24 protein-coding genes are annotated in these 23,183 nt (G+C 71.9%); 12 read left to right on the top strand and 12 right to left on the bottom strand.

Annotated elements, in window-relative coordinates:
* The first annotated feature begins 66 nt into the window (after positions 1-66).
* Entirely contained in the window at positions 67-732 is a 666-nt protein-coding gene (locus PV342_RS14930; RefSeq protein ID WP_018564058.1) for an IclR family transcriptional regulator, read from the top strand.
* Between the two features lie 71 nt (positions 733-803).
* Positions 804-1,592, top strand: coding sequence for a S16 family serine protease (locus PV342_RS14925; protein ID WP_400805545.1), 789 nt, complete (start codon positions 804-806; stop codon positions 1,590-1,592).
* Positions 1,593-1,599: 7 nt separating this feature from the next.
* On the opposite strand, the gene PV342_RS14920 is transcribed toward PV342_RS14925, so the two are convergent.
* From PV342_RS14920 to PV342_RS14890, 7 genes are all read right to left on the bottom strand, one after another.
* Positions 1,600-2,889, bottom strand: coding sequence for an MFS transporter (locus tag PV342_RS14920; RefSeq protein ID WP_386990816.1), 1,290 nt, complete (start codon positions 2,887-2,889; stop codon positions 1,600-1,602).
* Between the two features lie 24 nt (positions 2,890-2,913).
* Complete coding sequence (locus tag PV342_RS14915; RefSeq protein ID WP_400805544.1) at positions 2,914-3,540, bottom strand: helix-turn-helix domain-containing protein; 627 nt, start codon at positions 3,538-3,540, stop codon at positions 2,914-2,916.
* Positions 3,541-3,627: 87 nt separating this feature from the next.
* Positions 3,628-4,599, bottom strand: a complete 972-nt coding sequence (locus PV342_RS14910) for a glycine betaine ABC transporter substrate-binding protein (protein WP_500317412.1) — start codon at positions 4,597-4,599, stop codon at positions 3,628-3,630.
* The gene (locus PV342_RS14905) at positions 4,599-5,501 is read right to left on the bottom strand and encodes an ABC transporter permease (RefSeq protein WP_400805540.1); all 903 of its coding nucleotides are present in this window, start codon (positions 5,499-5,501) and stop codon (positions 4,599-4,601) included. The genes PV342_RS14910 and PV342_RS14905 overlap by 1 nt, the downstream gene beginning before the upstream one ends.
* Entirely contained in the window at positions 5,498-6,739 is a 1,242-nt protein-coding gene (locus PV342_RS14900; protein ID WP_400805539.1) for a betaine/proline/choline family ABC transporter ATP-binding protein, read from the bottom strand. The genes PV342_RS14905 and PV342_RS14900 overlap by 4 nt, the downstream gene beginning before the upstream one ends.
* Positions 6,732-7,379, bottom strand: a complete 648-nt coding sequence (locus PV342_RS14895; protein WP_500317409.1) for an ABC transporter permease — start codon at positions 7,377-7,379, stop codon at positions 6,732-6,734. Before PV342_RS14895 ends, PV342_RS14900 begins: the two co-directional genes overlap by 8 nt.
* 26 nt (positions 7,380-7,405) lie before the next feature.
* Positions 7,406-7,882: an Lrp/AsnC family transcriptional regulator gene (locus PV342_RS14890; RefSeq protein ID WP_329187643.1), complete on the bottom strand. Its 477-nt coding sequence runs from the start codon at positions 7,880-7,882 to the stop codon at positions 7,406-7,408.
* Between the two features lie 133 nt (positions 7,883-8,015).
* Between PV342_RS14890 and hppD the strand changes: the two genes are divergently transcribed.
* A complete protein-coding gene (gene hppD / locus PV342_RS14885; RefSeq protein WP_326575744.1) occupies positions 8,016-9,161 on the top strand; it encodes a 4-hydroxyphenylpyruvate dioxygenase in 1,146 nt (381 codons plus the stop codon).
* A gap of 74 nt (positions 9,162-9,235) precedes the next feature.
* Here hppD and PV342_RS14880 read toward each other — a convergent pair whose 3' ends face one another.
* On the bottom strand, positions 9,236-9,622 hold the full coding sequence (locus PV342_RS14880) for a hypothetical protein (protein WP_400805536.1): 387 nt from the start codon (positions 9,620-9,622) through the stop codon (positions 9,236-9,238).
* A gap of 117 nt (positions 9,623-9,739) precedes the next feature.
* On the opposite strand from PV342_RS14880, the gene PV342_RS14875 reads away from it, so the two are divergent.
* Positions 9,740-11,107 (top strand): FAD-binding oxidoreductase, encoded by a 1,368-nt coding sequence (locus tag PV342_RS14875; RefSeq protein WP_386990829.1) that lies wholly within the window; start codon positions 9,740-9,742, stop codon positions 11,105-11,107.
* A 38-nt stretch (positions 11,108-11,145) separates the two neighbouring features.
* Here PV342_RS14875 and PV342_RS14870 read toward each other — a convergent pair whose 3' ends face one another.
* On the bottom strand, positions 11,146-11,631 hold the full coding sequence (locus PV342_RS14870; protein ID WP_400805534.1) for an SsgA family sporulation/cell division regulator: 486 nt from the start codon (positions 11,629-11,631) through the stop codon (positions 11,146-11,148).
* 464 nt (positions 11,632-12,095) lie between these two features.
* On the opposite strand from PV342_RS14870, the gene PV342_RS14865 reads away from it, so the two are divergent.
* The 3 genes from PV342_RS14865 to PV342_RS14855 all read left to right on the top strand — a co-directional run bounded on the left by PV342_RS14865 (position 12,096) and on the right by PV342_RS14855 (position 14,904).
* Complete coding sequence (locus tag PV342_RS14865; RefSeq protein ID WP_500317406.1) at positions 12,096-13,403, top strand: RDD family protein; 1,308 nt, start codon at positions 12,096-12,098, stop codon at positions 13,401-13,403.
* Positions 13,404-13,459: 56 nt separating this feature from the next.
* Positions 13,460-14,167, top strand: a complete 708-nt coding sequence (locus PV342_RS14860; protein ID WP_500317405.1) for an RDD family protein — start codon at positions 13,460-13,462, stop codon at positions 14,165-14,167.
* A gap of 80 nt (positions 14,168-14,247) precedes the next feature.
* Positions 14,248-14,904 (top strand): RDD family protein, encoded by a 657-nt coding sequence (locus PV342_RS14855; protein WP_386990837.1) that lies wholly within the window; start codon positions 14,248-14,250, stop codon positions 14,902-14,904.
* 72 nt (positions 14,905-14,976) lie between these two features.
* Here PV342_RS14855 and PV342_RS14850 read toward each other — a convergent pair whose 3' ends face one another.
* A complete protein-coding gene (locus tag PV342_RS14850; RefSeq protein WP_433420367.1) occupies positions 14,977-15,258 on the bottom strand; it encodes a hypothetical protein in 282 nt (93 codons plus the stop codon).
* A 353-nt stretch (positions 15,259-15,611) separates the two neighbouring features.
* Between PV342_RS14850 and PV342_RS14845 the strand changes: the two genes are divergently transcribed.
* Entirely contained in the window at positions 15,612-17,933 is a 2,322-nt protein-coding gene (locus PV342_RS14845; RefSeq protein ID WP_500317404.1) for an immune inhibitor A domain-containing protein, read from the top strand.
* A gap of 75 nt (positions 17,934-18,008) precedes the next feature.
* Positions 18,009-18,326 (top strand): hypothetical protein, encoded by a 318-nt coding sequence (locus PV342_RS14840; RefSeq protein ID WP_329187657.1) that lies wholly within the window; start codon positions 18,009-18,011, stop codon positions 18,324-18,326.
* A gap of 19 nt (positions 18,327-18,345) precedes the next feature.
* Here the strand turns inward: PV342_RS14840 and PV342_RS14835 are convergent, their stop codons facing one another.
* Positions 18,346-18,942 carry an isochorismatase family protein gene (locus PV342_RS14835; protein WP_329187658.1) on the bottom strand — a complete coding sequence of 199 codons (597 nt, stop codon included), beginning with the start codon at positions 18,940-18,942 and terminating at the stop codon, positions 18,346-18,348.
* Between the two features lie 78 nt (positions 18,943-19,020).
* Positions 19,021-20,355 carry a nicotinate phosphoribosyltransferase gene (locus PV342_RS14830; protein ID WP_500317401.1) on the bottom strand — a complete coding sequence of 445 codons (1,335 nt, stop codon included), beginning with the start codon at positions 20,353-20,355 and terminating at the stop codon, positions 19,021-19,023.
* A gap of 83 nt (positions 20,356-20,438) precedes the next feature.
* On the opposite strand from PV342_RS14830, the gene clpS reads away from it, so the two are divergent.
* The 3 genes from clpS to PV342_RS14815 all read left to right on the top strand — a co-directional run bounded on the left by clpS (position 20,439) and on the right by PV342_RS14815 (position 23,110).
* Positions 20,439-20,750, top strand: a complete 312-nt coding sequence (gene clpS / locus PV342_RS14825; protein ID WP_018564036.1) for an ATP-dependent Clp protease adapter ClpS — start codon at positions 20,439-20,441, stop codon at positions 20,748-20,750.
* A gap of 52 nt (positions 20,751-20,802) precedes the next feature.
* Positions 20,803-21,369: a DUF2017 domain-containing protein gene (locus PV342_RS14820; RefSeq protein ID WP_400805521.1), complete on the top strand. Its 567-nt coding sequence runs from the start codon at positions 20,803-20,805 to the stop codon at positions 21,367-21,369.
* 304 nt (positions 21,370-21,673) lie between these two features.
* Positions 21,674-23,110: an amino acid permease gene (locus PV342_RS14815; protein WP_386990847.1), complete on the top strand. Its 1,437-nt coding sequence runs from the start codon at positions 21,674-21,676 to the stop codon at positions 23,108-23,110.
* The last annotated feature ends 73 nt before the right edge of the window (positions 23,111-23,183 follow it).

Here is a 23,183-nt window from a genome sequence, read left to right as displayed (position 1 = left end):
TCTGCCGCGGGACCGGCAGTGCTCCCGCCGTGAGAGATGAGCCGCCACTCACGAGAAGGGGGCGTCGTGACCGCGGAGACCTCTCAGACGCTCGATCGGGGCCTGCGGGTCCTGAAGCTGTTGGCCGACACCGACCACGGACTGACCGTCACGGAGCTGGCGGCGAAGCTGGGCGTCAACCGTACGGTGGTCTACCGCCTTCTGGCGACACTGGAACAGCACTCCCTGGTCCGCCGGGACCTCGGCGGCCGCGCCCGGGTCGGCCTCGGCGTGCTGCGGCTGGCGCACCAGGTGCACCCGCTGCTGCGCGAGGCCGCGCTCCCCGCCCTGCGCTCCCTCGCCGAGGACATCGGCGCCACCGCCCACCTCACCCTGGTCGACGGCACCGAGGCGCTGGCCGTGGCGGTCGTCGAGCCGAGCTGGACCGACTACCACGTCGCCTACCGCACCGGCTTCCGGCACTCCCTCGACCGCGGCGCCGCGGGCCGGGCGATCCTCGCGGGACGCAGCGTGCAGCCGTACGAGCCCGATGCGCGGTGCTCCGAGGGCCCCGGCTACGTGCTCACCCACGGCGAGCTGGAGGCCGGGGCGAGCGGCGCGGCGGCCCCGCTGGTGGGCGTGCCGGGCATCGAGGGCAGCGTCGGCGTGGTGATGCTCGCCGACGCGATACCCGAACGGGTGGGTCCCCGGGTCGTCGAGGCGGCGCTGGAGGTCGCCGACGCCCTGCGGTGAGGGCAGGGTGCCGGGCCGGGGTGCCCCGGGCCCCGGCACGCCGGGCCGCCGCCGTGAACTACATTCACTCCATGCCTTTCGCCTCCGCCCGGAACCGGATCCTCGTCGTCTGCGCCGCGCTCGTGGCCGCGCTGCTGGCGGTGGCCCTGTTCGCGCCGCTGCCGATCTCGATCGTCGTGCCCGGGCTGACGGCCGACGTCCTCGGCGACGACCAGGGAAAGCCGGTGATCACGGTCACCGGCACGGAGACCCGTGACACCTCGGGGCAGCTGCGGATGACGACCATCGCGGCGACCAACCCGGACGCGGCGGTCCGCTTCGGTGACGTCCTGAAGGCCTGGTTCGCCATGGACCAGGCCGTGATGCCGCGCGACGCGGTCTACCCGACGGGCGGCACCGTCAAGGAGATCGAGCGGCACAACCAGGCGGAGATGACCGAGTCCCAGCAGGACGCCACCGCCGCGGCCCTGCGGCAGCTGCGGCTGTCCCCCTCGGACGTCAAGGTCACCCTGCACCTCGCCGACGTGGGCGGCCCCAGCGCGGGCCTGATGTTCAGCCTGGGCATCGTCGACAAGATCGAGGGCAACGGTCGCGGCGGCGACCTCACCGGCGGCCGCAGGATCGCCGGTACGGGGACGATCACCGCCGGCGGCAAGGTCGGCCCGGTCGGCGGCGTCCCGCTCAAGGAGCAGGCCGCCCGGCGCGACGGCGCGACGGTCTTCCTCGTCCCGAAGGCGGAGTGCGCCGACGCGAGGGCCGAACTCCCCAAGGGGCTGCGGCTGGTGCCCGTCACCACCCTCGACGGGGCGATCGACGCCCTCGTCGCCCTCGACAGCGGCGGCAAGGTCCCCAGCTGCTAGCAGCCGGTCAGGTGACCCGCCGTTCGTCCATGCGGCGCCAGGAGGGGAAGACCAGCGGGCACAGCGTCGCCAGGAGGTAAGCCCCGCCCGTCGCCAGCAGAGCCGTGGTCAGCCCCGCGCCGTCCACCAGGTAGCCCGCGGCGAGGCCGCCCACCGGGGTGGTCAGCAGGACTCCCGCCCCCAGGGTGCCCAGGACGCGGCTGCGCAGCTCGTCCGGTACGTGCTCGAAGGTCACCGTCGACAGGATGGGGTTGAGCGCCCCCGCCGCGATGCCGCCCGCCACCATGGTGACCGCCAGGGCACCCCACCCGGGCACCCACGCGGCGACCAGGAACCGGGGCGCGCCGCACAGCAGGAAGCACAGCGTGTAGACCGGCCACCGCGGCAGGCGGTGGCCCAGCGCCCCGTACAGCAGCGCCCCGGCGAGCGCGCCCGCCCCGAAGAGGCCCGACAGCAGACCGAGTTGGACGGAGCCGCCGAGCTCCCGCTCGGCGTGCACGGGCAGCAGCACCGAACTCCAGCCCGCGTCCAGGCCGTTGGTGACCATGACCATCAAGGTGATGGCGAGCAGCAGCCGGGAGCGGATCAGGAAGGCGTAGCCCTCGCGCAGTTCGGCCCGGTAGGTGCGCAGGGAGACCGGCGCCGCGTTCTTGGCGGGTTCGGCGCCCGCCAGCCCGCGGACGCCGAAGGCGATCAGCAGCGCGGAGACGGCGAAGGTCGCGGCGTCCAGCAGCAGCACCGTTTCCGCGCCCAGGACGGCGATGAGCACGCCGGCGGCCGAGGCGCCGAGCATCCGGGCGCCGCGCGAGGCGCCGTCGAAGTAGCCCGCGGCGCGTGCCAGCGGTGTCCCCGCCCGCTCGGCCAGTACGGGCAGCAGTACCTCGCGCGCCGTCTCGCCGGGGCCGTGGAAGAGCCCGCTGACGGCCATCAGCGCGCACAGCTGCCAGAACCGCAGGACGCCCGCGAAGTGGAGCAGCGGGATCGCCACGACGGCCACCGCGCACACCGCGTCCGACAGGACCGAGGACCTGCGCCGGCCGAAGCGGTCGATGACCGGACCGCCGAAGAGCGCGGAGACCACGACCGGCAGGGTGGCGCAGAAGGCCGCCAGACCCGCGCGGGCGGCGCTGCCGGTGGTCTGCAGCACGAACCACGGGACGGCGAGCACGGTGAGCGAATTGCCGCTGATCGAGACCACGTTGGCGGCCAGTACCAGCCGCAGCGGCCGTGGGTCGGGTGCCGGGACGGGCTTCGTGGCCCGCTCGGTGCCGCCGGATATGCCGGTTCCGCTCTCCATGCGTGTCCCCCGTGGTCGGTGCGGTCAGTCCGCGGCGCGCGGAAAGGTGTGCAGGTGGACGCGGACGTGCTCGGCCTCCTCGGGCTGCGCCGTGTCCCCGGCGTTCTCCGGGTCCGCGCCCGCCTGGGTCCGGTAGCGCTCCACCACCGCGTGGAGCTCCTCGCGCAGGGCGCGGGCCCCGGCCGGGGTGAGCCGCAGGGCGAAGTCGCTGAGGTCGAAGCTGCGGCGCCACTCCTCGGGCCAGTCGCCGACGGTGGCGAGCCAGGTCTCCAGCTCCGCCGCGTGGACCGCGGCGACCTCCCTGCCGAACAGGCCGATGGCGGCGCGCACTTCGGGGTCGGCATGGCCGAGGAAGCCCGCGGCGTCGAAGTGCGTGCCGCTGTGTGCGGCCTTCCACCAGCGCTCGCGGGCGGTGCCGCGCCCCGTGTCCTCCTCCACGAACCCGTACGCCGCCAGCTGCCGCAGGTGGTAGCTGGTGGCGCCGCTGGACTCGCCGAGCCTGGCCGCCAGTCCCGAGGCGGTGGCCGGCCCGTACTCGCGCAGGGCGGCGAGCAGCCGGATGCGCAGGGGGTGGGCGAGGCCGCGCAGGGTGCGCGGGTCGAGGCTGATGACGCCGGGGTCGGGGGCGCCGGCGGTGGGTTCGTCAGGCACGGGTTCACCGTAGAGTGTGCAAAGGCTTCTTTGCAATGCTTTCTTTGCATGGAACACGGCGACACTCCGGCGGGACCCCCGCGCCACTCAGCCCTCCGTGATGAAGCCCTCCTTGACCAGCCACTCCTTGGCGACCTCGTGCGGGTCCTCGCCCTTCACGTCCACCTTCGCGTTGAGTTCCCGGCCGACCTCGGTGGTCAGCTTCGCGGACAGCGGGTCGAGCAGTCCGCGGATGGCCGGCCACCGCTTCAGCGCCTCGCTGTTGACGACGGGGGCGGCGTCGTAGTTCGGGAAGAAGTGCTTGTCGTCCTCCATCACCTCCAGGCCGAGGGAGGCGATCCGGCCGTCGGTCGTGTAGACCTCGCCCAGCAGGCAGGAACCCGGCTTGGCGATCTGGGTGTAGATGATCCCGGTGTCCATCTTGCGGATGGCGGAGGAGGGCAGGTCCATGCCGTACGCCTTCGCCATGCCGGGCAGGCCGTCGTCCCGCGAGGCGAACTCGTTCTCCACGCAGAGGGTGACGGCCTTGGGGTCCTTCCTCGACAGGGCGGCCACGTCGGACAGCGTCCGCAGCCCGTACGGGCGGTTCTTCTCCGGGCTGACGGCCAGGGCGTAGGTGTTGTCCAGGGTGGACGGCCGCAGCCAGATGATGCCGTTGCGGCGGTCGGCGTCGCGGACGGCCCGCCACTGCTGCGCCGGGTCGGCGATGGGCTCGTCGTTGCCCAGATAGGTGATCCAGGCGGTGCCCGTGTACTCGTACATGGCGTCCGCCGCACCGGACTTGATCGCCTCACGCGCGCCGATGGAGCCCTGGATGTTGGTGCGGTCCAGCACTTCGGCGCCGGCCGCCTTGAAGACCAGGCCGATCATCGAGCCCAGGATGATCTGCTCGCTGAAGCTCTTGGACGTCACCGTGAGCGAGGCGCCCTTCAGCGGCAGGCCCTGCCCGAGGGAGCCGGGGCGTACGTCGCCGACGAGCGGGCTGCCGCTCTTGAGCCCGCAGCCCGCCGCGCAGGCGAGCAGCACGAGGAGGCCCGCCGCCAGGGCCCGGCGGCGCATCAGCCCGTCTCCAGGCCGTGCGGACGCAGCAACTGCTCGGCCAGCGACGCCAGCCAGTCCACCAGCAGGGCCAGCACCACGGTGAGCACCGAACCCAGCACGAGCACCGGCATCCGCTGCGTGACGATCCCGGTGGTGATGACGTCGCCGAGCCCGCCGCCGCCGACGAAGGTGGCGAGTGTGGCGGTGCCCACGTTCAGCACGAGCGCGGTCCGCACGCCCGCCAGGATCAGCGGTACGGCCAGCGGCAGTTCGATCCGCGACAGCGTCCCGGCCGCCGACATCCCGATGCCGCGCGAGGCCTCGATCAGGGTGGGGTCGATGGCCCGCAGTCCCGCCATGGTGTTGGACAGCACCGGCAGCACCGCGTAGACCACCATGCCGACCAGCGCCGTACCGGGTCCGATGCCCAGCCAGACGACCAGCAGCGCCAGCATCCCGATGGCGGGCGTGGCCTGCCCGATGTTGGCGATCGCCGTGACCACCGGCGCGGCCGGACGCAGCCGCCGCCGGGTCAGCGCGACGCCGAGCGGGACGGCGATGACCAGCACCCAGAACGTCGAGATCGCGGTGAGCTTGACGTGCTGCCACAGCCGCACCCGGACGGTGTCGCCGACAAGGGCGTTCTCGGCGATGGAGTCGAGGGTGATGCCGGTGATCCACAGGTAGGTGGCGAGCAGGACGAGGGCGAGCGCGACCGGGGTGACCAGCAACCGCCGCCAGGTCAGCCGCCGTACCGGTGCTCCGGAGGGCGGCCCCGCGGCGGGCCGGTCGCCGGGGCCCCCGCCGTCCGCGGGCTCCTCCGGGCCGGCCGGGACGTGCCCGGCCCCGGGAGCCGCCGCGGGACCGCCGGGGTCGCCCGTCCCGCCCGTCCCGCCCGGCGGTCCGGCGCCGGTGCTCATGCCCGCTCCCCCGGTTCGTGGTCGGAGCCCTCCTGCTCGGCCCTGGTCTGCGGCGCGCGCGACTCCTCCAGGTCGTGCCGGTGCTCCAGGGCCGCCAGCCGGTCCTCCTCCAGCAGTTCGTGCACCGAGTTGAGCAGCGTCTCCATGTCCACCACCCCGGTGAACTCACCGCGCCGGCCGGTCACCGCGACCCGTCCACTGCTGTCGGTGAGGACCGCCTCCAGGGCGTCCCGCAGGGTCGCGTCCCGGGTCACGGTGTCGCCCACCAGCGTCCCGGCGCGGGCGAGCGAGCCCTTGGCGCGCATCAGGTCGCCGCGCCGCAGCCACTTGTAGGGGCGGCCCCTGCGGTCGAGCAGCAGCAGTTCGTTGGTCGTGGTCGCCTCCCGCAGCCGGTCGAAGATCGACTGCAGCGGGTCGTCCAGGCGCACCGTCGGGAAGTCGGCGACCCCCACGTCCCGTACCCGGGTCAGGTTGAGCCGCTTCAGCGCGGCCCCGGCGCCCACGAAACCGGAGACGAAGTCGTCGGCCGGATTGGTCAGGATCGCCTCGGGAGTGTCGAACTGGGCGATGTGCGAGCGCTCCCGCAGCACCGCGATGCGGTCCCCGAGCTTGATCGCCTCGTCGAAGTCATGGGTGACGAAGACGATCGTCTTGTGCAGTTCGTGCTGCAGCCTGATCAGTTCGTCCTGGAGGTGGTCACGGGTGATCGGGTCGACGGCGCCGAAGGGCTCGTCCATCAGCAGCACCGGGGGGTCGGCCGCCAGCGCCCGTGCCACCCCGACCCGCTGCTGCTGACCGCCCGACAACTGGCGCGGGTAGCGGCCCCGGAACTCCCGCGGGTCCAGCCCCACCAGGTCCAGCATCTCCTCGACGCGGTCCCGGACCCGCGCCTTGGACCAGCCCACCATCCGGGGGACGAGGGCGATGTTCTCGGCCACCGTCATGTGCGGGAACAGCCCGGAGGACTGGATCGCGTAGCCGATCCGGCGGCGCAGCCTGACCGGGTCCATGTCGGTGACGTCCTCGCCGCCGATGCGGATGCGGCCCGAGGTCGGCTCGATCAGCCGGTTGATCATCTTCAGCGTGGTCGACTTCCCGCACCCGGAGGGCCCGACGAAGATCACCGTCTCGCCGGCCCCGATCTCCATGCTCACGCCGTCCACGGCCGGCTCCGCGCTGCCGGGGTAGCGCTTGGTCAGCTGCTCCAGTTCGATGGTCGCGCCCGACGCCTCAGCCACGGATCCCCCGGGGGATGGTGAGCTGCCCGAGCAGCACGTAGCAGGCGTCGAAGAGCAGCGCCAGGACGACGATGCCGATCGTCCCGGCGAGCACCTGGTTGAGCGCGTTGGCGCTGCCCAGCGAGGCGATCCCGCGGAAGATCTCGTTGCCGAGCCCCGGCCCGGAGGCGTACGCCGCGATCGCCGCGATGCCCATGAGCATCTGCGTCGCGACCCGGATGCCGGTCAGGATCGGGGGCCACGCCAGCGGCAGCTCGACCCGCGCCAGGGCCGCCGTCCGGGACATGCCGATGCCGCGGGCCGCGTCGACCAGCGCCGGGTCCACCCCGCGCAGCCCCACGATCGCGTTGCGGACCACCGGCAGCAGCCCGTACAGCGTCAGCGCCGTCACGGTCGGGGGAACACCGAGCCCGAGCCACGGGATGAGCAGGCCGATCAGGGCCAGGGAGGGGATGGTGAGGACCGTCGCGGTGGAGGTGACGGCCAGCGCGGCGGCCCAGTCGCGCCGGTAGGAGAGCACCCCGATCGCCACCCCGACCGCGGTCGCCAGCACCATGCACTGGAAGACCAGGCTGGCCTGCTGGTACGTGTCGATCAGCAACTGCTCGTGCCGGCTGGCGAGGTACTCCCAGAAGCTCACCCGGCATCACCCCTGCCGTCCCTCGGCTATGTGTCCGCGTCCTGTGCCGCCTGTCCGACCAGCGGGATGATCCGCAACGGGACCGGGTTCTCCATGACGATCGCCGTGGAGGCCCGCACGATGCCATCAAAGCCCACAACCCGGTCGATCACACGTTGGAGATCGGCGTTCGAGCGGGCCACCAGCCGGCACAGCATGTCCCCCTGCCCGGTCGTGGTGTGCAGCTCCAGCACCTCCGGGACGCCCGCCAAGTGCGCGCGCACGTCCTGTCCTTGTCCCTGCTTGATCTCCAGCGTCGCGAAGGCCGTCACCGGGTAGCCCAGCGCGGCCGGGTCCACCTGCGGACCGAAGCCGCGGATCACCCCATTGGCCTGAAGCCGGTCCAGCCGTGCCTGCACCGTCCCGCGCGCCACCCCCAGGCGGCGCGAGGCCTCCAGCACGCCGATGCGCGGCTCCTCGGCGAGCAGCTTGATCAGCCGTCCGTCCAGCCGGTCGATCCCCATGGCACCCCAGTCCCTCCTGTGACGGTGGTCACCGTGTACAGAATGCCGCCTGTTTTCGCGGTATCGCTGTACAGAGTGCCCAGTCGATCAGGAAACTATTGCGCACCTTGAGGTGCCGGGCGAGGCTGCTGCCATGACTGAGACCCTGGATCACACTTCCCCGACCCCCGGCGACGCGGACCCGTTCCCGGTCAAGGGGATGGACGCGGTCGTCTTCGCGGTGGGCAACGCCAAGCAGGCCGCCCACTACTACTCGACGGCGTTCGGCATGAAGCGCGTGGCCTACTCCGGACCGGAGAACGGCAGCCGCGAGACCGCGTCCTACGTCCTGGAGTCCGGAAGCGCCCGCTTCGTCTTCACCTCCGTCGTCAGGGCCGCCACCGACCACGGCCGCTTCCTGGAGGAGCACGTCGCCGCCCACGGCGACGGCGTCGTGGACCTGGCCCTGGAGGTGCCGGACGTCCGCGCCGCCTACGACTACGCCCTCGCGCACGGCGCCACCGGCCTGGAGGAGCCCCACGAGGCCGGTGACGAGTACGGCACCGTCGTGCTGGCCGCCATCGCCACCTACGGCCAGACCCGCCACACCCTGGTCGAGCGCGGTGCCTACAAGGGCCCCTACCTGCCCGGCTACGTCGCCGCCGAGCCGATCGTGGAGCCGCCGGCCAAGCGGTTCTTCCAGGCGATCGACCACTGCGTCGGCAACGTCGAACTCGGCAGGATGAACGACTGGGTGACCTTCTACAACCGCGTCATGGGCTTCACCAACATGAAGGAGTTCGTCGGTGACGACATCGCCACCGAGTACTCGGCCCTGATGTCCAAGGTCGTCGCGGACGGCACGCTGAAGGTCAAGTTCCCCATCAACGAGCCCGCGATCGCCAAGAAGAAGTCCCAGATCGACGAGTACCTGGAGTTCTACGGCGGCCCGGGCGTCCAGCACATCGCCCTCGCCACCAACGACATCGTCGCCTCGGTCCGCGCCATGCGCGCCGCGGGAGTCGAGTTCCTCGACACCCCCGACTCCTACTACGACACCCTCGGCGAGTGGGTCGGCGACACCCGTGTCCCGATCGACACCCTGCGCGAGTTGAAGATCCTGGCAGACCGGGACGAAGACGGCTACCTGCTGCAGATCTTCACCAAGCCTGTCCAGGATCGCCCGACCGTCTTCTTCGAAATGATCGAGCGACACGGTTCGATGGGCTTCGGCAAGGGCAACTTCAAGGCGCTCTTCGAAGCGATCGAGCGCGAGCAGGAGCGTCGCGGCAACCTCTGATCGCCACCGCCGCGGACTCCGGCGCCGGACCATGCCTCCACGGGGGAGGGGCGTGGACCGGTGCCGGCCGCGCGTCAGAAGACGATCCGGAAGTTCCGGAGGGCCGTCACCACCGTCCAGGCCCCGAAGGCCCACAGCGCCAGCGCGCCCAGCACCGCCCCCGTCGCGGCCCACAGCCCCGTGCGCGGCGGCCGCCGCAGAGCCCCGGCGAGCGCGCCGGCCACCGCACCCGCCGCCGGCAGGCCCGCGATCAGCAGGGCGGCGTTCTCCAGCGCCACCTTGGCCCGGTGGTTGCCCACCCAGTCCGTGGGGCTCTTGTGCTGCGCCGCGTCCGCCGCGCCCATCACCCACAGCACCACCGGCGGGGCGAGCAGCACGACCGCCCACACGCAGCGCACGGCGATCCTGCGCCCACGCCGCCGCGCCCGCGCCGTGCCCCCGGTGTCCGTCGTGTCCGTCACGGCGGTCATCCTCGCCGCGCCGCGCCCGCTCCACCATCCGTACGGATACTCAGAACGCCGCGAGCCGCGCGGTGACGTGATCTTCCCCGGGCGGCGGCGCGGTGCGAAGCTGGACCCATGGGCGATCTCATCGACCGGCTGCGCGCCGGACTCCCCGACGAGGCCATCCTCGCCGATCCCGACGTCACCGCCTCCTACGCCAACGACATGGCCAGCTTCTGCCCGGCAGGAGCGCCCGCGGTGGTCGTCCTGCCGCGCACCGTGGAGCAGGTCCGGCACGTCATGCGGACCGCCACGGCGCTGCGGGTGCCCGTCGTGCCGCAAGGGGCCCGTACCGGCCTGTCGGGCGCCGCCAACGCCTCCGACGGCTGCATCGTGCTCTCCCTGACCAAGATGGACCGCATCCTGGAGATCGACCCCGTCGACCGCGTCGCCGTCGTCGAGCCGGGCGTCGTCAACGCCGCCCTGTCCCGAGCCGTCGCCGAGCGGGGCCTGTACTACCCGCCGGACCCCTCCAGCTGGGAGCAGTGCACCATCGGCGGCAACATCGGCACCGGCTCCGGCGGCCTGTGCTGCGTCAAGTACGGGGTCACCGCCGAGTACGTGCTCGGCCTGGAGGTCGTCCTGGCCGACGGGCGGCTGCTGCGCACCGGCCGCCGCACCGCCAAGGGCGTCGCCGGCTACGACCTGACCCGGCTGTTCGTCGGCTCCGAGGGCAGCCTCGGCATCGTGGTGCGTGCCGTGCTGGCGCTCAAGCCCGCGCCGCCCGCGCAGCTCGCGCTGGTGGCGGAGTTCGGCTCGGCCGAGGCGGCCTGCGCGGCGGTCTGCGACATCATGGCCGGCGGCCATGTGCCCTCGCTGCTGGAACTGATGGACGGCACCACCGTGCGCGCGGTCAACGAGATGACCAGCATGGGACTGCCCGAGTCCACCGAGGCGCTGCTGCTCGCGGCCTTCGACACCCCCGGCCCGGCCGCCGACCTGGCCGCCGTGGGGGAGCTGTGCACCGCCGCCGGGGCGACGCAGGTGGTGCCCGCCGAGGACGCGGCGGAGTCCGAAATGCTGCTGCAGGCACGGCGGATGGCGCTGCCCGCACTGGAGCGGGTCTCCAGCGCCACGATGATCGACGACGTGTGCGTGCCGCGCGGCAGGCTCGCCGCGATGCTCGACGGGGTCGCGGCGATCGCCCGCAAGCACGATCTGACGATCGGGGTGTGCGCGCACGCCGGGGACGGCAACACCCACCCCGTGGTGTGCTTCGACGCCGCCGACCCCGAGGAGTCCGGACGGGCCCGCGAGTCCTTCGACGAGATCATGGCGCTCGGCCTGGAACTGGGCGGCACGATCACCGGGGAGCACGGCGTGGGGGTCCTGAAGAAGGAGTGGCTGGCGCGCGAACTCGGCCCGGTGGGCGTGGAGATGCAGCGCGGCATCAAGGCCGTCTTCGACCCGCTCGGCATCCTCAACCCGGGCAAGGTGTTCTGAGCCCCGGCTCCGGTCGCCGGGCCCCGCGGGCCGTCGCCTCAGGCGTCCGGCGGCTCGTCGGAGCCGTGCCAGGTCTCGCGCGTGCGGCGCTCGTCGCGCGCGCCCTCGCCGGCGGCCGGGGCCAGCAGTTCGTCCAGCCGCTCGTCCATCGACAGGTGGTCCAGCTCCGTCCCCGGCGGAACCGCCCGCAGCGTGCGCTCCAGCCACGCCGCCACCGGGTGCGAGGACGCCTCCAGCAGGGCGGTGCCGTCCGGCGAGCTGAGGGCCATGCAGAGCACGCTCCGCCCGTCCGTCTTGGTCGGCCAGATCCGCACGTCACCGTGCCCGCTCGGCCGGAACACGCCCTCGACCAGCAACTCCCGGGCGAAGGTCCAGTTGACGGGGCAGTTGGAGCCGATGTGGAAGGTGATGTGCACGGCGAAGGGATCCTCGGCCCGGTAGACCAGCCTGGCCGGGACGGCGACGCTGCGCTCGGGCGACAGCACCAGGTGCATCTCCAGCTCGCGTTCGACCACGGTGTGCATCTCGTCGTCCTTTCCTCGGCGCGAAGGCCCCTGGTGGTGCTGCGCGGCGGGTGCTGCGTGGGGCCCGCACCGGGAGAGAGCGCATACGGCCTTCACCATTACGCGGGTTCCGGGGATCGGGAGGACTTTCACCGAAGGCCCGGCACACGCGAGATGGATGCGGTACACACGGAACGTCGCCGTCCGCCCCGACTGGGGTGCGTCCGGTCGTGCGACGGTCCTCCCCTTCCCGTTCCCGCCCCCGCCGCGCCCACGGCTCCGCGGCGCGCACGTCCCCGTCCGTCCGAGGCGGTGTCAGTTCGGAAGCGTATCGGTTCGGTAGCCGGGATTTGCCCCGGAATGCCGATCCTCGCCCATGGATCGTTTCTTTCGTCCGCCCGACGCGTTCTTCGTTAGTGTCCTCCTTGCACGCCGGGGGACGGCGGGCTGGTCGAGCGTGTCGGTCGTGAGGGGAGTTGTCACGGATGACCTCCGGTAGCAGCGGCGGGAGTCTGCCCGGTCCCGGGTACTACCCGGACCCGTCCATCCCGGGCTACATCCGGTACTGGAACGGCTCCTCGTGGGTGCCCGGCACGAGCCGTCCCGCACCGCAGCCCGGGGAGGACCTCGCGCCGCCGTCCGGTGCCGCCGTGGCCGCCGCCGGGCCCGCGCTGGCGCCGCCGCCCGCGCCCCCCGTGCCGGAGGCCCCGGAGGCGGCCGCGACACCGCGGACCCCGGCGCTGGAGGAGTCGGGGCCGATGTTCCTGGACGAGGACCCGCTGGCGCCGCGGGCCGAGCGCGGACCCGAGACCGTCACCGGGCCGCAGGCGCAGCAGGACCGACCGCAGCAGGCGCAGCAGCCGCGTCCCGCGGAGCAGCCCCGTCAGGAGTTCCGTGCGGAGCCCGCCCCGGAGCGGGCGTGGGCCGCCGACCCTGCCCGGCAGGACCCCTCTCCCCGCGTGTCATGGGGCACCCCCGAGCGCGCGGGGCAGCCCGCCGCACCGGCGCAGGCCGCGGCCCCCGCACCGGCGCAGGCCGCGGTCCCCGCCCCCTCGCCGGCCCCGGCACAGACCCCCGCCCCCTCGCCGGCCCCCGCTCCCGCCCGGGCGGTCACCGCGCCGGCGGCCGCGGCCACCGCGTCCGCGCCGACCGAGAGCGCCGTGCCCGGGCAGCCGTCCGCGCCCGTCCCGTGGGCGCAGCAGGTGCACGACCTGGCCCGTCAGGTCCCGTCGCAGGGCGGGGAGGGCGCCGCGCCCGCTCCGTGGCGGCCGGTCGCCGACGACCCCTTCGCCTCCGCGCAGGAGCAGGCGCGTCCCGCCTCGCCGGGCAAGCGGCTGGCGGCCCGGCTGATCGACACCGTCGTCATGGGCGCGCTCGTCGCGGCGGCCGCGGTGCCGCTGGGTACGGCGGCGTACGAGCACCTGCGCGACAAGGTGGACGCCGCCCGGCTGACCGGCGAGGAGGTGACGGTCTGGCTGCTCGACGGCACGACAGGGGTGCAACTGGGCATCGTGGCGGCCGTCGTGCTCGTCACCGGACTGCTGTACGAGGTCCTGCCCACCGCCAAGTGGGGCCGCACCCTGGGCAAGAAGCTGCTCCGCCTGCGCGTGCTGGACATCGAGAGCCAGTACGAGCCCGGCTTCGGTCAGGCACTGCGCCGCTGGCTCACCCACACGGTGCTGGACGCGCTCGTGATCGGCGTCCTCGGGCTGATGTGGTGCCTCTTCGACAGGCCGTGGCGGCAGTGCTGGCACGACAAGGCGGCGCGCACCTTCGTGGCCCGCGAGCGCTGACACCCGAACGGCCCCCGCCGGAGGCGCGGCCGAATCGTCCGGGTTTCACTCGGGGCATGAGCACCGACCAGCCCGAGGACCCGTTCGCCAAGCCGCCCCGGGAGCCGTCCGGGCCCGCGCAGCCGCCGGCCGGGCAGTCACCGCCGCCCGGCGGGCAGCCACCGGGTCAGCAGCCCCCGCCCGGCGGGCAGCCGTACCCGCCCGGCGGTTCGCCCTACGACCGGCCGCCCCCGGGCTACGGCGGCGGCGACCCGTACGCGAGCGGTCCGTACCCGGGCGACCCGTACGCGAGCGGCCCCTACGGGGCGGGCGAGCCCGACCCCTTGGCGGGGATGCCCCCGTTGGCGAACCGGGGGCGCCGGCTGGTCGCGCGCATCGTCGACGGGCTGATCATCGGCATCCCGGTCTACGGCCTCACCGGGCTGATCTGGAACTACGACTACAACGCCACGGGCGCGCTGTTCTCCCAGGGCGTGATCTACGCCGTGATCTACCTGGCCTACCAGGTGTTCATGCTCACCCGGTACGGGCAGAGCCTCGGCAAGAAGCTCCTCAGGGTGCGCGTCGGCATGCTCACCGACGGCACCAACCCGACGACCCCGGCGGCACTGAAGCGGGAGTCGGTCTACTCGCTGGTCCCGATCATCCCGTGCTGCGGTGAGATCTTCTGGATCATCGAGGTCCTCTGGTGCACCTGGGACAAGCCGTACCGCCAGTGCCTACACGACAAAGCGGGGCAAACCGTGGTGGTTTCGGTGGAGTAAGGCACACTGTGGGGTGATCGTCGCAGGGCCGTGACCATCTTCGTCTATGCGCCGTCATGCCCGGCTGATTTACTCACCCCATGAGTTCGAATCAACCGCCTGGCTACGGTTACCCGCAGGGCGGCTCGGGGGATCAGAACCCGTACGGCCAGCAGCCGTACGGGCAGCAGCAGCCCCAGGGCCAGAACCCTTACGACCAGCAGCCGTTCCCGCAGCAGCAGCCCTACGCCTATCCGCAGCAGGGGCCCGGCTACGGCCAGATGCCCGTGGACCCGGCCCTGGCGGGCATGCCCCCGCTGGCCAGTACCGGCCAGCGGTTCGTGGCTCGGCTGATCGACACGGTGATCCTTTTTGTCTTCCTCGTTGTCGCCGGGCTGCTGTTCTACCCGCGAGACTGGATGAGTGACCCTGGATCGCTGAGCATGGGCAGCCAGATTGCGGGGGGTCTGGTCGGTTGGGGCGCATACTTCGTGCTGGAGGGCGTGCTGCTCTCCCGCAGCGGGCAGACGCCGGGCAAGATGGCCATGAAGATCCGGGTGGCACGGCTTGCTGACGGCAGTGTTCCCGGCAGCGCGGGTTGGACTCGGTCTGCGATCTACGTTCTTCCGGGCATCCTGACCGGCTTCTGTGTCGGCTTCCTGTTCTGGCTGCTGAATGTGCTGTGGCCGCTGTGGGACAAGCCGTACCAGCAGGCGCTGCACGACAAGGCGGCCAAGACCGTCGTCGTCAAGGTCTGACGCGCACGTCGAACACACGACGGCCCCGGAGCGGACGCTCCGGGGCCGTCGGTGTGTTCCGGGGTGCGGCGCTCAGCGCCGCAGCGAGTGCTCGCCCAGCCGCGCCTCGGCGGCGCCGCGGACGCGGGGGCGCGGGACCGGGTGCCGCTCGACGGGAAGTTCGCTCTTCGTGCGGCGCGTGCCGGCCGGGATCGCCGCCGTCACGGCGACCAGGACGCCGAGCGCCAGTCCCGCCGCGGCGATGACCGCCACCGCGACGCCCGATCTCGCCTCGGAGAGCAGCAGCATCGCGAGCGTGGAGAGCACCACGGTCGCGGAACCGTAGGTCAGCTGGGCGGGGGTGGGACGTGGCATGGCTGATCCGTCCTCATATGCGTCGGTTGTGGCGGAGCGTCGGCCAGGGCCGTCTTCCGGTGGTTCGGACGCGGCACGCCAACCACCGACCCTACGGTGCGAGATGCCCGTACGGAACGCCTGGTAAGCGTGACCTAACCCACGGTGCGGAAGCACGGGGGGCGCACGGGGTCGCATCGCGATCTTCCCGGGCCCAACGATGACGCGGCAAAAGGTACTTGCTCAGGCCGCAGTGTCCGCTATGTGCAACGGACCGGTCGCTCACCGTACTTGTCGGTCATGGCCAAGTCAAGATCTGTCTTTTCCCGCGTCACTCCGGTGCAATGGCTTCACCCTAGGGAGGTCATTACATCGTGAAAAGCCAACGACGGACCATCAGATCCGCCGCTCTGGCCGTGGCGATCGCCGCGATAGGCGCCACCGCCTTCCCCGTCGCGGCAGCCCAGGCCGACTCGCAGGCCGATCGCGTCGTGCGCCACGACCCGGCCAAGGCGGAGCGTGTCGAGCACGATCTGAAGGGCCCGCTGAGCGAGCGTCAGGCGGCTCAGCGCCAGCAGGCGATCGAGCAGGTCATCACCGGCAAGTCCAAGGTCGAGGAGCGCGGCTCCTCGGACGTGGTCAAGCTGGGCAAGAACAAGTACGTCGAGCTCGCGCGCGAGAAGACCGACAAGATCTTCGTGATCCTCGCGGAGTTCGGCACCAAGACCGACTCCGCGTACGGCGGCACGCCCGGTCCCGCGCACAACGAGATAGCCAAGCCCGACCCGCGCACGGACAACAGCACGGAGTGGCAGGCCGACTACAACCGGCAGCACTTCCAGGACATGTACTTCTCGAAGGCCAAGGACACGGAGTCCATGGCCAAGTACTACGAGAGGCAGTCCTCCGGCCGCTACTCGGTCGCCGGCGAGGTCGCCGACTGGGTCAAGGTCGACTGGAACGAGGCCCGGTACGGCAGCAACAAGTGCGACACCTGCACCTGGAACCTCGTCGCGGACGCCGTGAACAAGTGGGTCGCCGCGCGCGAGGCCGCCGGTGACAGCCCCGCCACGATCAAGGCGAAGCTGGCCGAGTACGACCAGTGGGACCGCTACGACTACGACGGCGACGGCAACTTCAACGAGTCCGACGGCTACATCGACCACTTCCAGATCGTGCACGCCGGCGAGGACGAGTCCGCCGGCGGCGGCGCCCAGGGCGAGGACGCGATCTGGGCCCACCGCTGGTACGCCTTCGGCACCGACGCCGGCGCCACCGGCCCCCAGGGCAACCTGCTCGGCGGCACCCAGATCGGCGACACCGGCGTCTGGGTCGGCGACTACACCGTCCAGCCGGAGAACGGCGGCCTCGGCGTCTTCGCCCACGAGTACGGCCACGACCTCGGTCTGCCGGACCACTACGACACCACCAACACCGCCGAGAACTCCACGGGCTTCTGGACGCTGATGTCGTCCGGTTCGTGGCTGGGCACCGGCAAGGACGCCATCGGCGACCTGCCCGGCGACATGACGGCCTGGGACAAGCTGCAGCTGGGCTGGCTGAACTACGCCACCGCCAAGGCCGGCAAGATCTCGGCCACCACCCTGGGTGTCGCGGAGTACAACACCGCGAAGAAGCAGGGCCTGGTCGTCACGCTCCCGAAGAAGACCGTGACCACCGCGCTGGCGGCCCCGGCCGAGGGCGCGAAGCAGTGGTGGAGCGGCAAGGGCAACGACCTGAGCAACACGCTCACCCGCGACGTCGACCTCACCGGAAAGACCTCGGCGAGCCTGTCCCTCAAGGGCTGGTACGACATCGAGGAGAACTACGACTACCTCTACACCGAGGTATCCACCGACGGCGGCTCCACCTGGACCGCCCTCGACGGCACCATCGGCGGCGCCCCGCTCCCGCGCGACGCCAGCGACAAGCCCGCCCTGACCGGCACCGCGGCCTCCTACCAGGACATGGTGCTCCCGCTGGACGCGTACGCGGGCCAGTCGGTCAAGCTGCGCTTCCGCTACCAGTCCGACGGCGGCGTGGCCCAGAAGGGCTTCCTCGCCGACGCGATCACCCTGACCGCCGACGGCGCGACCGTGTTCAGCGACGGCGCCGAGTCCGGTGACAACGGCTGGACCGCGAAGGGCTTCTCGGCCAAGGGCGCCACGTTCTCCGAGGACTACGCGCAGTACTACATCGCGGAGAACCGGCAGTACGTCTCCTACGACAAGACCCTGAAGGTCGGCCCGTACAACTTCGGCTGGGCCGCCCCCAAGGACAACTGGGTCGAGCACTACGCGTACCAGAACGGCCTGCTGATCTGGCTGTGGGACACCTCGCAGGACGACAACAACGTCAGCGAGCACGCCGGTTCCGGCCGGATCCTCCCGATCGACGCCCACCCCAAGGCGCTGAAGTGGTCGGACGGCACGGTCATGCGCAACCGCATCCAGGCCTACGACTCCACGTTCACCAAGGCCGGCACCGACGCGATCACCCTGCACAAGAACGGTGTCGCCACCAAGATCGCGAGCCAGCCGGGTGTCTCGGTCTTCGACGACAAGAACTCCTACTGGTCGTCGGCGAACCCCACCGGCAGCGTGAAGGTCTCCCCGACCAACACGCGCATCACGATCCTTCACGAGGCCAAGGACGGCAGCACCGTCACCCTCCTGGTCAGCCCCTCCAAGAAGTGATCACGCGCCACCCGAAGTGACCTGATCGGCCCCCGTCCCCTGGTGGACGGGGGCCGATCCGCTCACCATGTGCGTATGGCCAGCGGCGGTTTCACCAGGCTTCCCAGCGGCGTCGTCGTCGTGGCCCTCAGGTTGCCCTCGCCCGGCGGGGCCCCGGACGAGTACATAAGGGTCCTCGTCGTCGCGGTCAACCGGCAGCGCGCGCTGACCCGCCTGCGCAACCTGGGCTTTCGCACCGCCCGCCTCGTCGGCAACATGGAGCCCCCGACGTCCGACGAGATCAACGCCGTCCTCCACCACCCCGACGGCCTCGTCTGGCGCCGCATCCCCTCGGCCCCCGCCGCCGCCTGGCAGTCGATCGCGGCACTGCTGGGCCCGACCGTCCGCCGCTGAACCCGGGGAGTCCCGGGTGTCAGGCCTGTTCGCGGACGACCGGCTCCCCGGACAGTTCGGCGCCGGCCGCGCGCAGCTCCTCCAGCGCCCGCTCGGTCGTCGCCGCCATGACACCGGCGGTCAGGTCGAGCAGCACCCGGGTGCGGAAGCCCTCCCGCACGGCGTCCAGCGCGGTCGCCCGTACGCAGTGGTCGGTGGCGATGCCGACCACGTCGACCTCGGCCACGTGGCGTTCGCGCAGCCACTGGGCCAGCCCGGTGCCGTTCTCGTCGGCGCCCTCGAAACCGCTGTACGCACCCGCGTACGCGCCCTTGTCGAAGACCGCCTCCACCGCGCCGGAGGCGACCGCCGGCGCGAAGTTGGGGTGGAAACCGACCCCCTCGGTGCCCGCGACGCAGTGCCGCGGCCAGGTGTGGACGAAGTCGGGGCGCTCGGCGAAGTGGCCGCCGGGGGAGACGTGGTGGTCGCGGGTGGCCACGACGTGCCGGTAGCCGGCCGCGGCGTCCCCGACGAGGTCGGTGATGGCGGCGGCGACCTCGGCGCCGCCGGCGACCGCCAGGCTGCCGCCCTCGCAGAAGTCGTTCTGCACGTCCACGACGATCAGTGCGCGGTGCATGGCCTTCGGTCCTTTCCCGTCGATGTCGCTTGGCGACCGCGGTGAGCGGCGCCCCGCGACGGCGGACGCCGCCGCGGGTCAGTGGGTGATGTACTCGGTGTGCAGCACCGGCTCGCCGCGCGACAGCTGGGTCGCGGACAGCGGCAGTCCGGCGCGGGTCTCGATGTGGCGGGTGCGGGCGGCGTCCAGCGGCTCCCGGTGCACGGTGTCGCCGCCCAGCACCAGCGGCACCAGCAGCTGCCGGTCCGCCAGCGGCCCCGGCACCGGCCCGGTGCCGATCACCTCGGCCTCGGCGACCCCGTCGGCGTCCAGCCGCCGGGCCGCCCACTTGCGCCCCCCGATGCTGGTCTTGCCGCCCATGGACTTCTTGGCGACCGGCACCAGCGGCGCGTCGGGGTCGTCGGAGGTGGCGCGGGCGACCAGCTTGTAGACCATCGAGCAGGTCGGCTGCCCGCTGCCGGTCACCAGGGAGGTGCCGACCCCGTACGCGTCGACCGGCGCCGCGGCCAGTGAGGCGATCGCGTACTCGTCCAGGTCGGAGGTCACCACGATCCGGGTGTTCTTCGCCCCCAGGTCGTCCAGCTGCTGCCGGACCCGGTGGGCGAGCAGCAGCAGGTCCCCGGAGTCGATGCGCACCGCCCCGAGCTCCGGTCCGGCGATCTCCACGGCGGCGCGGACGGCCGACGCCACGTCGAAGGTGTCGACCAGCAGGGTGGTGCCGCGGCCGAGCGACTCGACCTGGGCGGTGAAGGCGTCCCGCTCGTCGTCGTGGAGCAGGGTGAAGGCGTGCGCGCTGGTGCCGATGGTCGGCAGGCCGTAGCGGAACCCGGCGGCCAGGTTGCTGGAGGAGGCGAAGCCACCGACGTAGGCGGCGCGGGAGGCCGCCACCGCGGCCAGCTCGTGGGTGCGGCGGGCACCCATCTCCATCAGCGGCCGGCCCGCCGCGGCCACGGCCATCCGGGAGGCGGCGGCCGCGATCGCCGAGTCGTGGTTGAGGATCGACAGCACCACCGTCTCCAGCAGCACCGCCTCGGCGAAGGTTCCCTCGATCCGCATGATCGGCGAACCGGGGAAGTACACCTCCCCCTCGGGATAGCCGAGGATGTCGCCGCGGAAGCGGTAGTCGGCCAGCCACTCCAGGGTGGGACCGTCCACCACGCGCTCCCGCTCCAGGAAGGACAGGATGCGGTTGTCGAAGCGGAAGTTCTCCACCGCGTCCAGCACCCGGCCGGTGCCGCACACGACCCCGTACCGTCGCCCCTCGGGCAGCCGGCGGGTGAACACCTCGAACACCGAACGGCGGTGGGCGGCGCCGCTGCGCAGCGCGGCCTGCAGCATCGTCAGCTCGTACCGGTCGGTGAACAGCGCGGTGGAGGGGACCATGACGGGCAGCCCCAGGTCTGCAGTGCTCATGTCTGAGGATGCTACCCCCAACTCTCGTCAGAGTGACGATTTCTCGGGGGCCGGTTTCCCTGCGGGCACCGTCTGGTGACAGCATGGGTCACGTGAGTGTCGCCCCCGCAGAGATCGAACGGACCGAGTCGCGCGAGGCCCCCTTCGAGGCGCCGTCACCGGACGTTCCCTGGGTGACTGTCGTCCACAACGACCCGGTCAATCTGATGAGCTACGTGACCTATGTCTTCCAGGCGTACTTCGGCTACCCGAAGGACAAGGCCACCAAGCTCATGCTCGACGTGCACCACAAGGGCCGTGCCGTGGTGTCCAGCGGCACGCGCGAGGAGATGGAGCGCGACGTGCAGGCCATGCACGGTTACGGGCTGTGGGCCACTCTGACGCAGGACCGCTGAGGCCGCGAGACCACCGAGACCACCGAGCCCCTGAGGGACGGCTGATACAGACATGCCCGGGTACTTCCAGACCGCTGCCGCAGGCGGCGCCGCCGTCGCGCTCGACGAGGTCGAGATCTCCATCCTGCGCAGCCTGGCCGTGCAGCTCCTGGAACTGATCGGCCCCGGCGAACCCGCCGGCGGCGCCGAGCCGGCCGACCCGCTGGCCGAACTGTTCGCCGAGGGCCCCACCCAACCCCCGCAGGACCCGGCGCTCGCGCGGCTGTTCCCGGACGCCTACGAGGAGGAGGCGGACTCCTCGGACTTCCGCCGCTACACCGAGATCGACCTGCGCGCCCGCAAGCGCGACGACGCCCTCGCCGTCGTCCGCAGCCTCGACGCGCTCACCCCCGGCGGCGACGGGGGAGCGGTGCTGACCCTCGACACCGCGCAGGCGCGCCAGTGGCTCGGCACCCTCAACGACCTGCGGCTGACCATGGGGACCCGCCTCGAGGTCAGCGACGACGAGGACAGCGAGCTGTACCGGCTGCCGGACTCCGACCCGCGCAAGCCGCTCGTCATGGCCTACCTCTGGCTCGGAGCGCTCCAGGAGAGCCTCGTGGAGACCCTCATGCCGTGATCCGCGAGGGCGTCCGTTCGCTCAGACGACGCTCAATTCCGGATAACGATCACATCACCCCACCCGACCGCATTCCCATTCGGCGCACCTTTTGTCTGCCTCTCCTTGTGCCGTGTGCCACATTTGCGCTGCGTGCCCGGCGCACACCCCGTGATACGAATCCTCGACCACCGGCCGTGACGCCACCCCTGTCGCGGTCGGTCGCGTGGCCGGCTGACCCCGGCGTGCACCTCCACCATCCGGGGGGATCGGAACCCGATCCGGGCCGTCACGGCCGGACGGGCATGGAGAAAGGCACAGCACCATGACCTCGACGCAGGTCGAGCAGTACGAATCCGGCGGCGGCGCCACGGGGACCGCGCCGGAAGAGGGCTACAAGCGCGGACTCAGCGCCCGTCAGGTCCAGATGATCGCGATCGGCGGCGCCATCGGCACCGGCCTGTTCTACGGCTCCAGCACCGGCATCGCCGCCATCGGGCCCAGCCTGATCGCCTGCTACGCGGGCGCCGGCATCGTCATCTTCTTCATCATGCGGGCCCTCGGCGAGCTCCTCACCTACCGCCCCACCTCCGGCAGCTTCGCCGACTACGCCCGCGAGTTCTTCGGGCCGTTCGCGGGCTTCGCCACGGGCTGGTCGTACTGGGCCCTGTGGGTCACCGCCTGCATGTCCGAGGTCACCGTCGCGGGCGCCTACATCAACTTCTGGTGGCCGTCGGTCCCGGTCTGGTCCACCGCCGCGGCCGCCCTCGTGGTGCTGTTCGTCGCCAACCTCGTCTCCGTCAAGATCTTCGGCGAGCTGGAGTTCTGGTTCTCCACGATCAAGGTCACCGCGATCATCGCGATGATCGTCATCGGTGTCGGCATCCTGACCTTCGGCTTCTCCTCCGCCGGCGACACCGCCTCCGTCACCCACCTGTGGGCCGACGGCGGCTTCGCCCCCAGCGGCGCCTGGCAGGCCATGCTCGCCATGCAGGGCGTGATCTTCGCCTACCTCGGCGTCGAACTCGTCGGCATCACCGCCGGCGAGGCGGAGAACCCCAAGCAGACCCTGCGCAAGGCGATCAACACGCTCCCGGTCCGCATCGGCGTCTTCTACGTCGGCACGCTGATCGTCCTGCTGTCGGTCTTCTCCTGGACCAGGTACACCCCGGGCGTCAGCCCCTTCGTCCAGGTCTTCGTCCAGGTCGGCATCCCCGGCGCCGCCGGGATCATGAACTTCGTGGTCCTCACCGCCGCCCTGTCCTCCTGCAACTCCGGCATCTACTCCACCGGCCGCATGCTGCGCGGCCTGGCCGTCAACGGCGAGGCCCCCAAGGCCGTGGCGAAACTCAGCGACCGGCAACTCCCGCTGCCCGCCCTGGTCATGTCCACCCTCGTCATGGGCGTCGGGGTGATCGTCAACGTCGTCTCCCCGGGCAAGGCGTTCGTCTACATCACCTCCGTCGCGACCTGCGCCGGCCTGTGGACCTGGATCATGATCCTCGCCGCGCACCTGCGCTACCGCGCCAAGGTCCGCGCCGGCCTGCTGCCCGCCTCCGACTTCCGCATGCCGGGCGCACCGGTCACCAACTGGATCGCCATCGTGGCGCTGCTGTCCGTCGTCGTCCTGATGGCGACCGACGCCGACACCCGCCTCGGCCTGTACGTGTGGCTCGTCTGGTCCGCCGTGCTCTGCACCGGCTACCTGGTCCTCAGGCGCCGCACCCCCGGCGACGCCGCCGCGGCCCCCGCCCGGGGATAGCCCCGGGGGACCCCGTCCGAGCCGGCGGCCGCCGTACACCCCCGTACGGCGGCCGCCGCCCTCGCACCGGGGC

It is taken from the genome of Streptomyces sp. PA03-3a, assembly GCF_033792735.1.
Lineage (GTDB): Bacteria > Actinomycetota > Actinomycetes > Streptomycetales > Streptomycetaceae > Actinacidiphila.
Note: the sequence above shows the minus strand (reverse complement) of the source record. Positions and strands in the feature narration are given on the sequence as shown.

What these genes read in the sequence shown, in the direction of transcription:
- PV342_RS14925 (WP_400805545.1), top strand. Translation starts at nt 804, where the DNA reads ATGCCTTTCGCCTCCGCCCGGAACCGGATCCTCGTCGTCTGCGCCGCG.
- PV342_RS14920 (WP_386990816.1), bottom strand. Translation starts at nt 2,889, where the DNA reads ATGGAGAGCGGAACCGGCATATCCGGCGGCACCGAGCGGGCCACGAAG.
- PV342_RS14910 (WP_500317412.1), bottom strand. Translation starts at nt 4,599, where the DNA reads ATGCGCCGCCGGGCCCTGGCGGCGGGCCTCCTCGTGCTGCTCGCCTGC.
- PV342_RS14905 (WP_400805540.1), bottom strand. Translation starts at nt 5,501, where the DNA reads ATGAGCACCGGCGCCGGACCGCCGGGCGGGACGGGCGGGACGGGCGAC.
- PV342_RS14890 (WP_329187643.1), bottom strand. Translation starts at nt 7,882, where the DNA reads ATGGGGATCGACCGGCTGGACGGACGGCTGATCAAGCTGCTCGCCGAG.
- hppD (WP_326575744.1), top strand. Translation starts at nt 8,016, where the DNA reads ATGACTGAGACCCTGGATCACACTTCCCCGACCCCCGGCGACGCGGAC.
- PV342_RS14875 (WP_386990829.1), top strand. Translation starts at nt 9,740, where the DNA reads ATGGGCGATCTCATCGACCGGCTGCGCGCCGGACTCCCCGACGAGGCC.
- PV342_RS14870 (WP_400805534.1), bottom strand. Translation starts at nt 11,631, where the DNA reads ATGCACACCGTGGTCGAACGCGAGCTGGAGATGCACCTGGTGCTGTCG.
- PV342_RS14865 (WP_500317406.1), top strand. Translation starts at nt 12,096, where the DNA reads ATGACCTCCGGTAGCAGCGGCGGGAGTCTGCCCGGTCCCGGGTACTAC.
- PV342_RS14860 (WP_500317405.1), top strand. Translation starts at nt 13,460, where the DNA reads ATGAGCACCGACCAGCCCGAGGACCCGTTCGCCAAGCCGCCCCGGGAG.
- PV342_RS14855 (WP_386990837.1), top strand. Translation starts at nt 14,248, where the DNA reads ATGAGTTCGAATCAACCGCCTGGCTACGGTTACCCGCAGGGCGGCTCG.
- PV342_RS14850 (WP_433420367.1), bottom strand. Translation starts at nt 15,258, where the DNA reads ATGCCACGTCCCACCCCCGCCCAGCTGACCTACGGTTCCGCGACCGTG.
- PV342_RS14840 (WP_329187657.1), top strand. Translation starts at nt 18,009, where the DNA reads ATGGCCAGCGGCGGTTTCACCAGGCTTCCCAGCGGCGTCGTCGTCGTG.
- PV342_RS14835 (WP_329187658.1), bottom strand. Translation starts at nt 18,942, where the DNA reads ATGCACCGCGCACTGATCGTCGTGGACGTGCAGAACGACTTCTGCGAG.
- PV342_RS14830 (WP_500317401.1), bottom strand. Translation starts at nt 20,355, where the DNA reads ATGAGCACTGCAGACCTGGGGCTGCCCGTCATGGTCCCCTCCACCGCG.
- clpS (WP_018564036.1), top strand. Translation starts at nt 20,439, where the DNA reads ATGGGTCACGTGAGTGTCGCCCCCGCAGAGATCGAACGGACCGAGTCG.
- PV342_RS14820 (WP_400805521.1), top strand. Translation starts at nt 20,803, where the DNA reads ATGCCCGGGTACTTCCAGACCGCTGCCGCAGGCGGCGCCGCCGTCGCG.
- PV342_RS14815 (WP_386990847.1), top strand. Translation starts at nt 21,674, where the DNA reads ATGACCTCGACGCAGGTCGAGCAGTACGAATCCGGCGGCGGCGCCACG.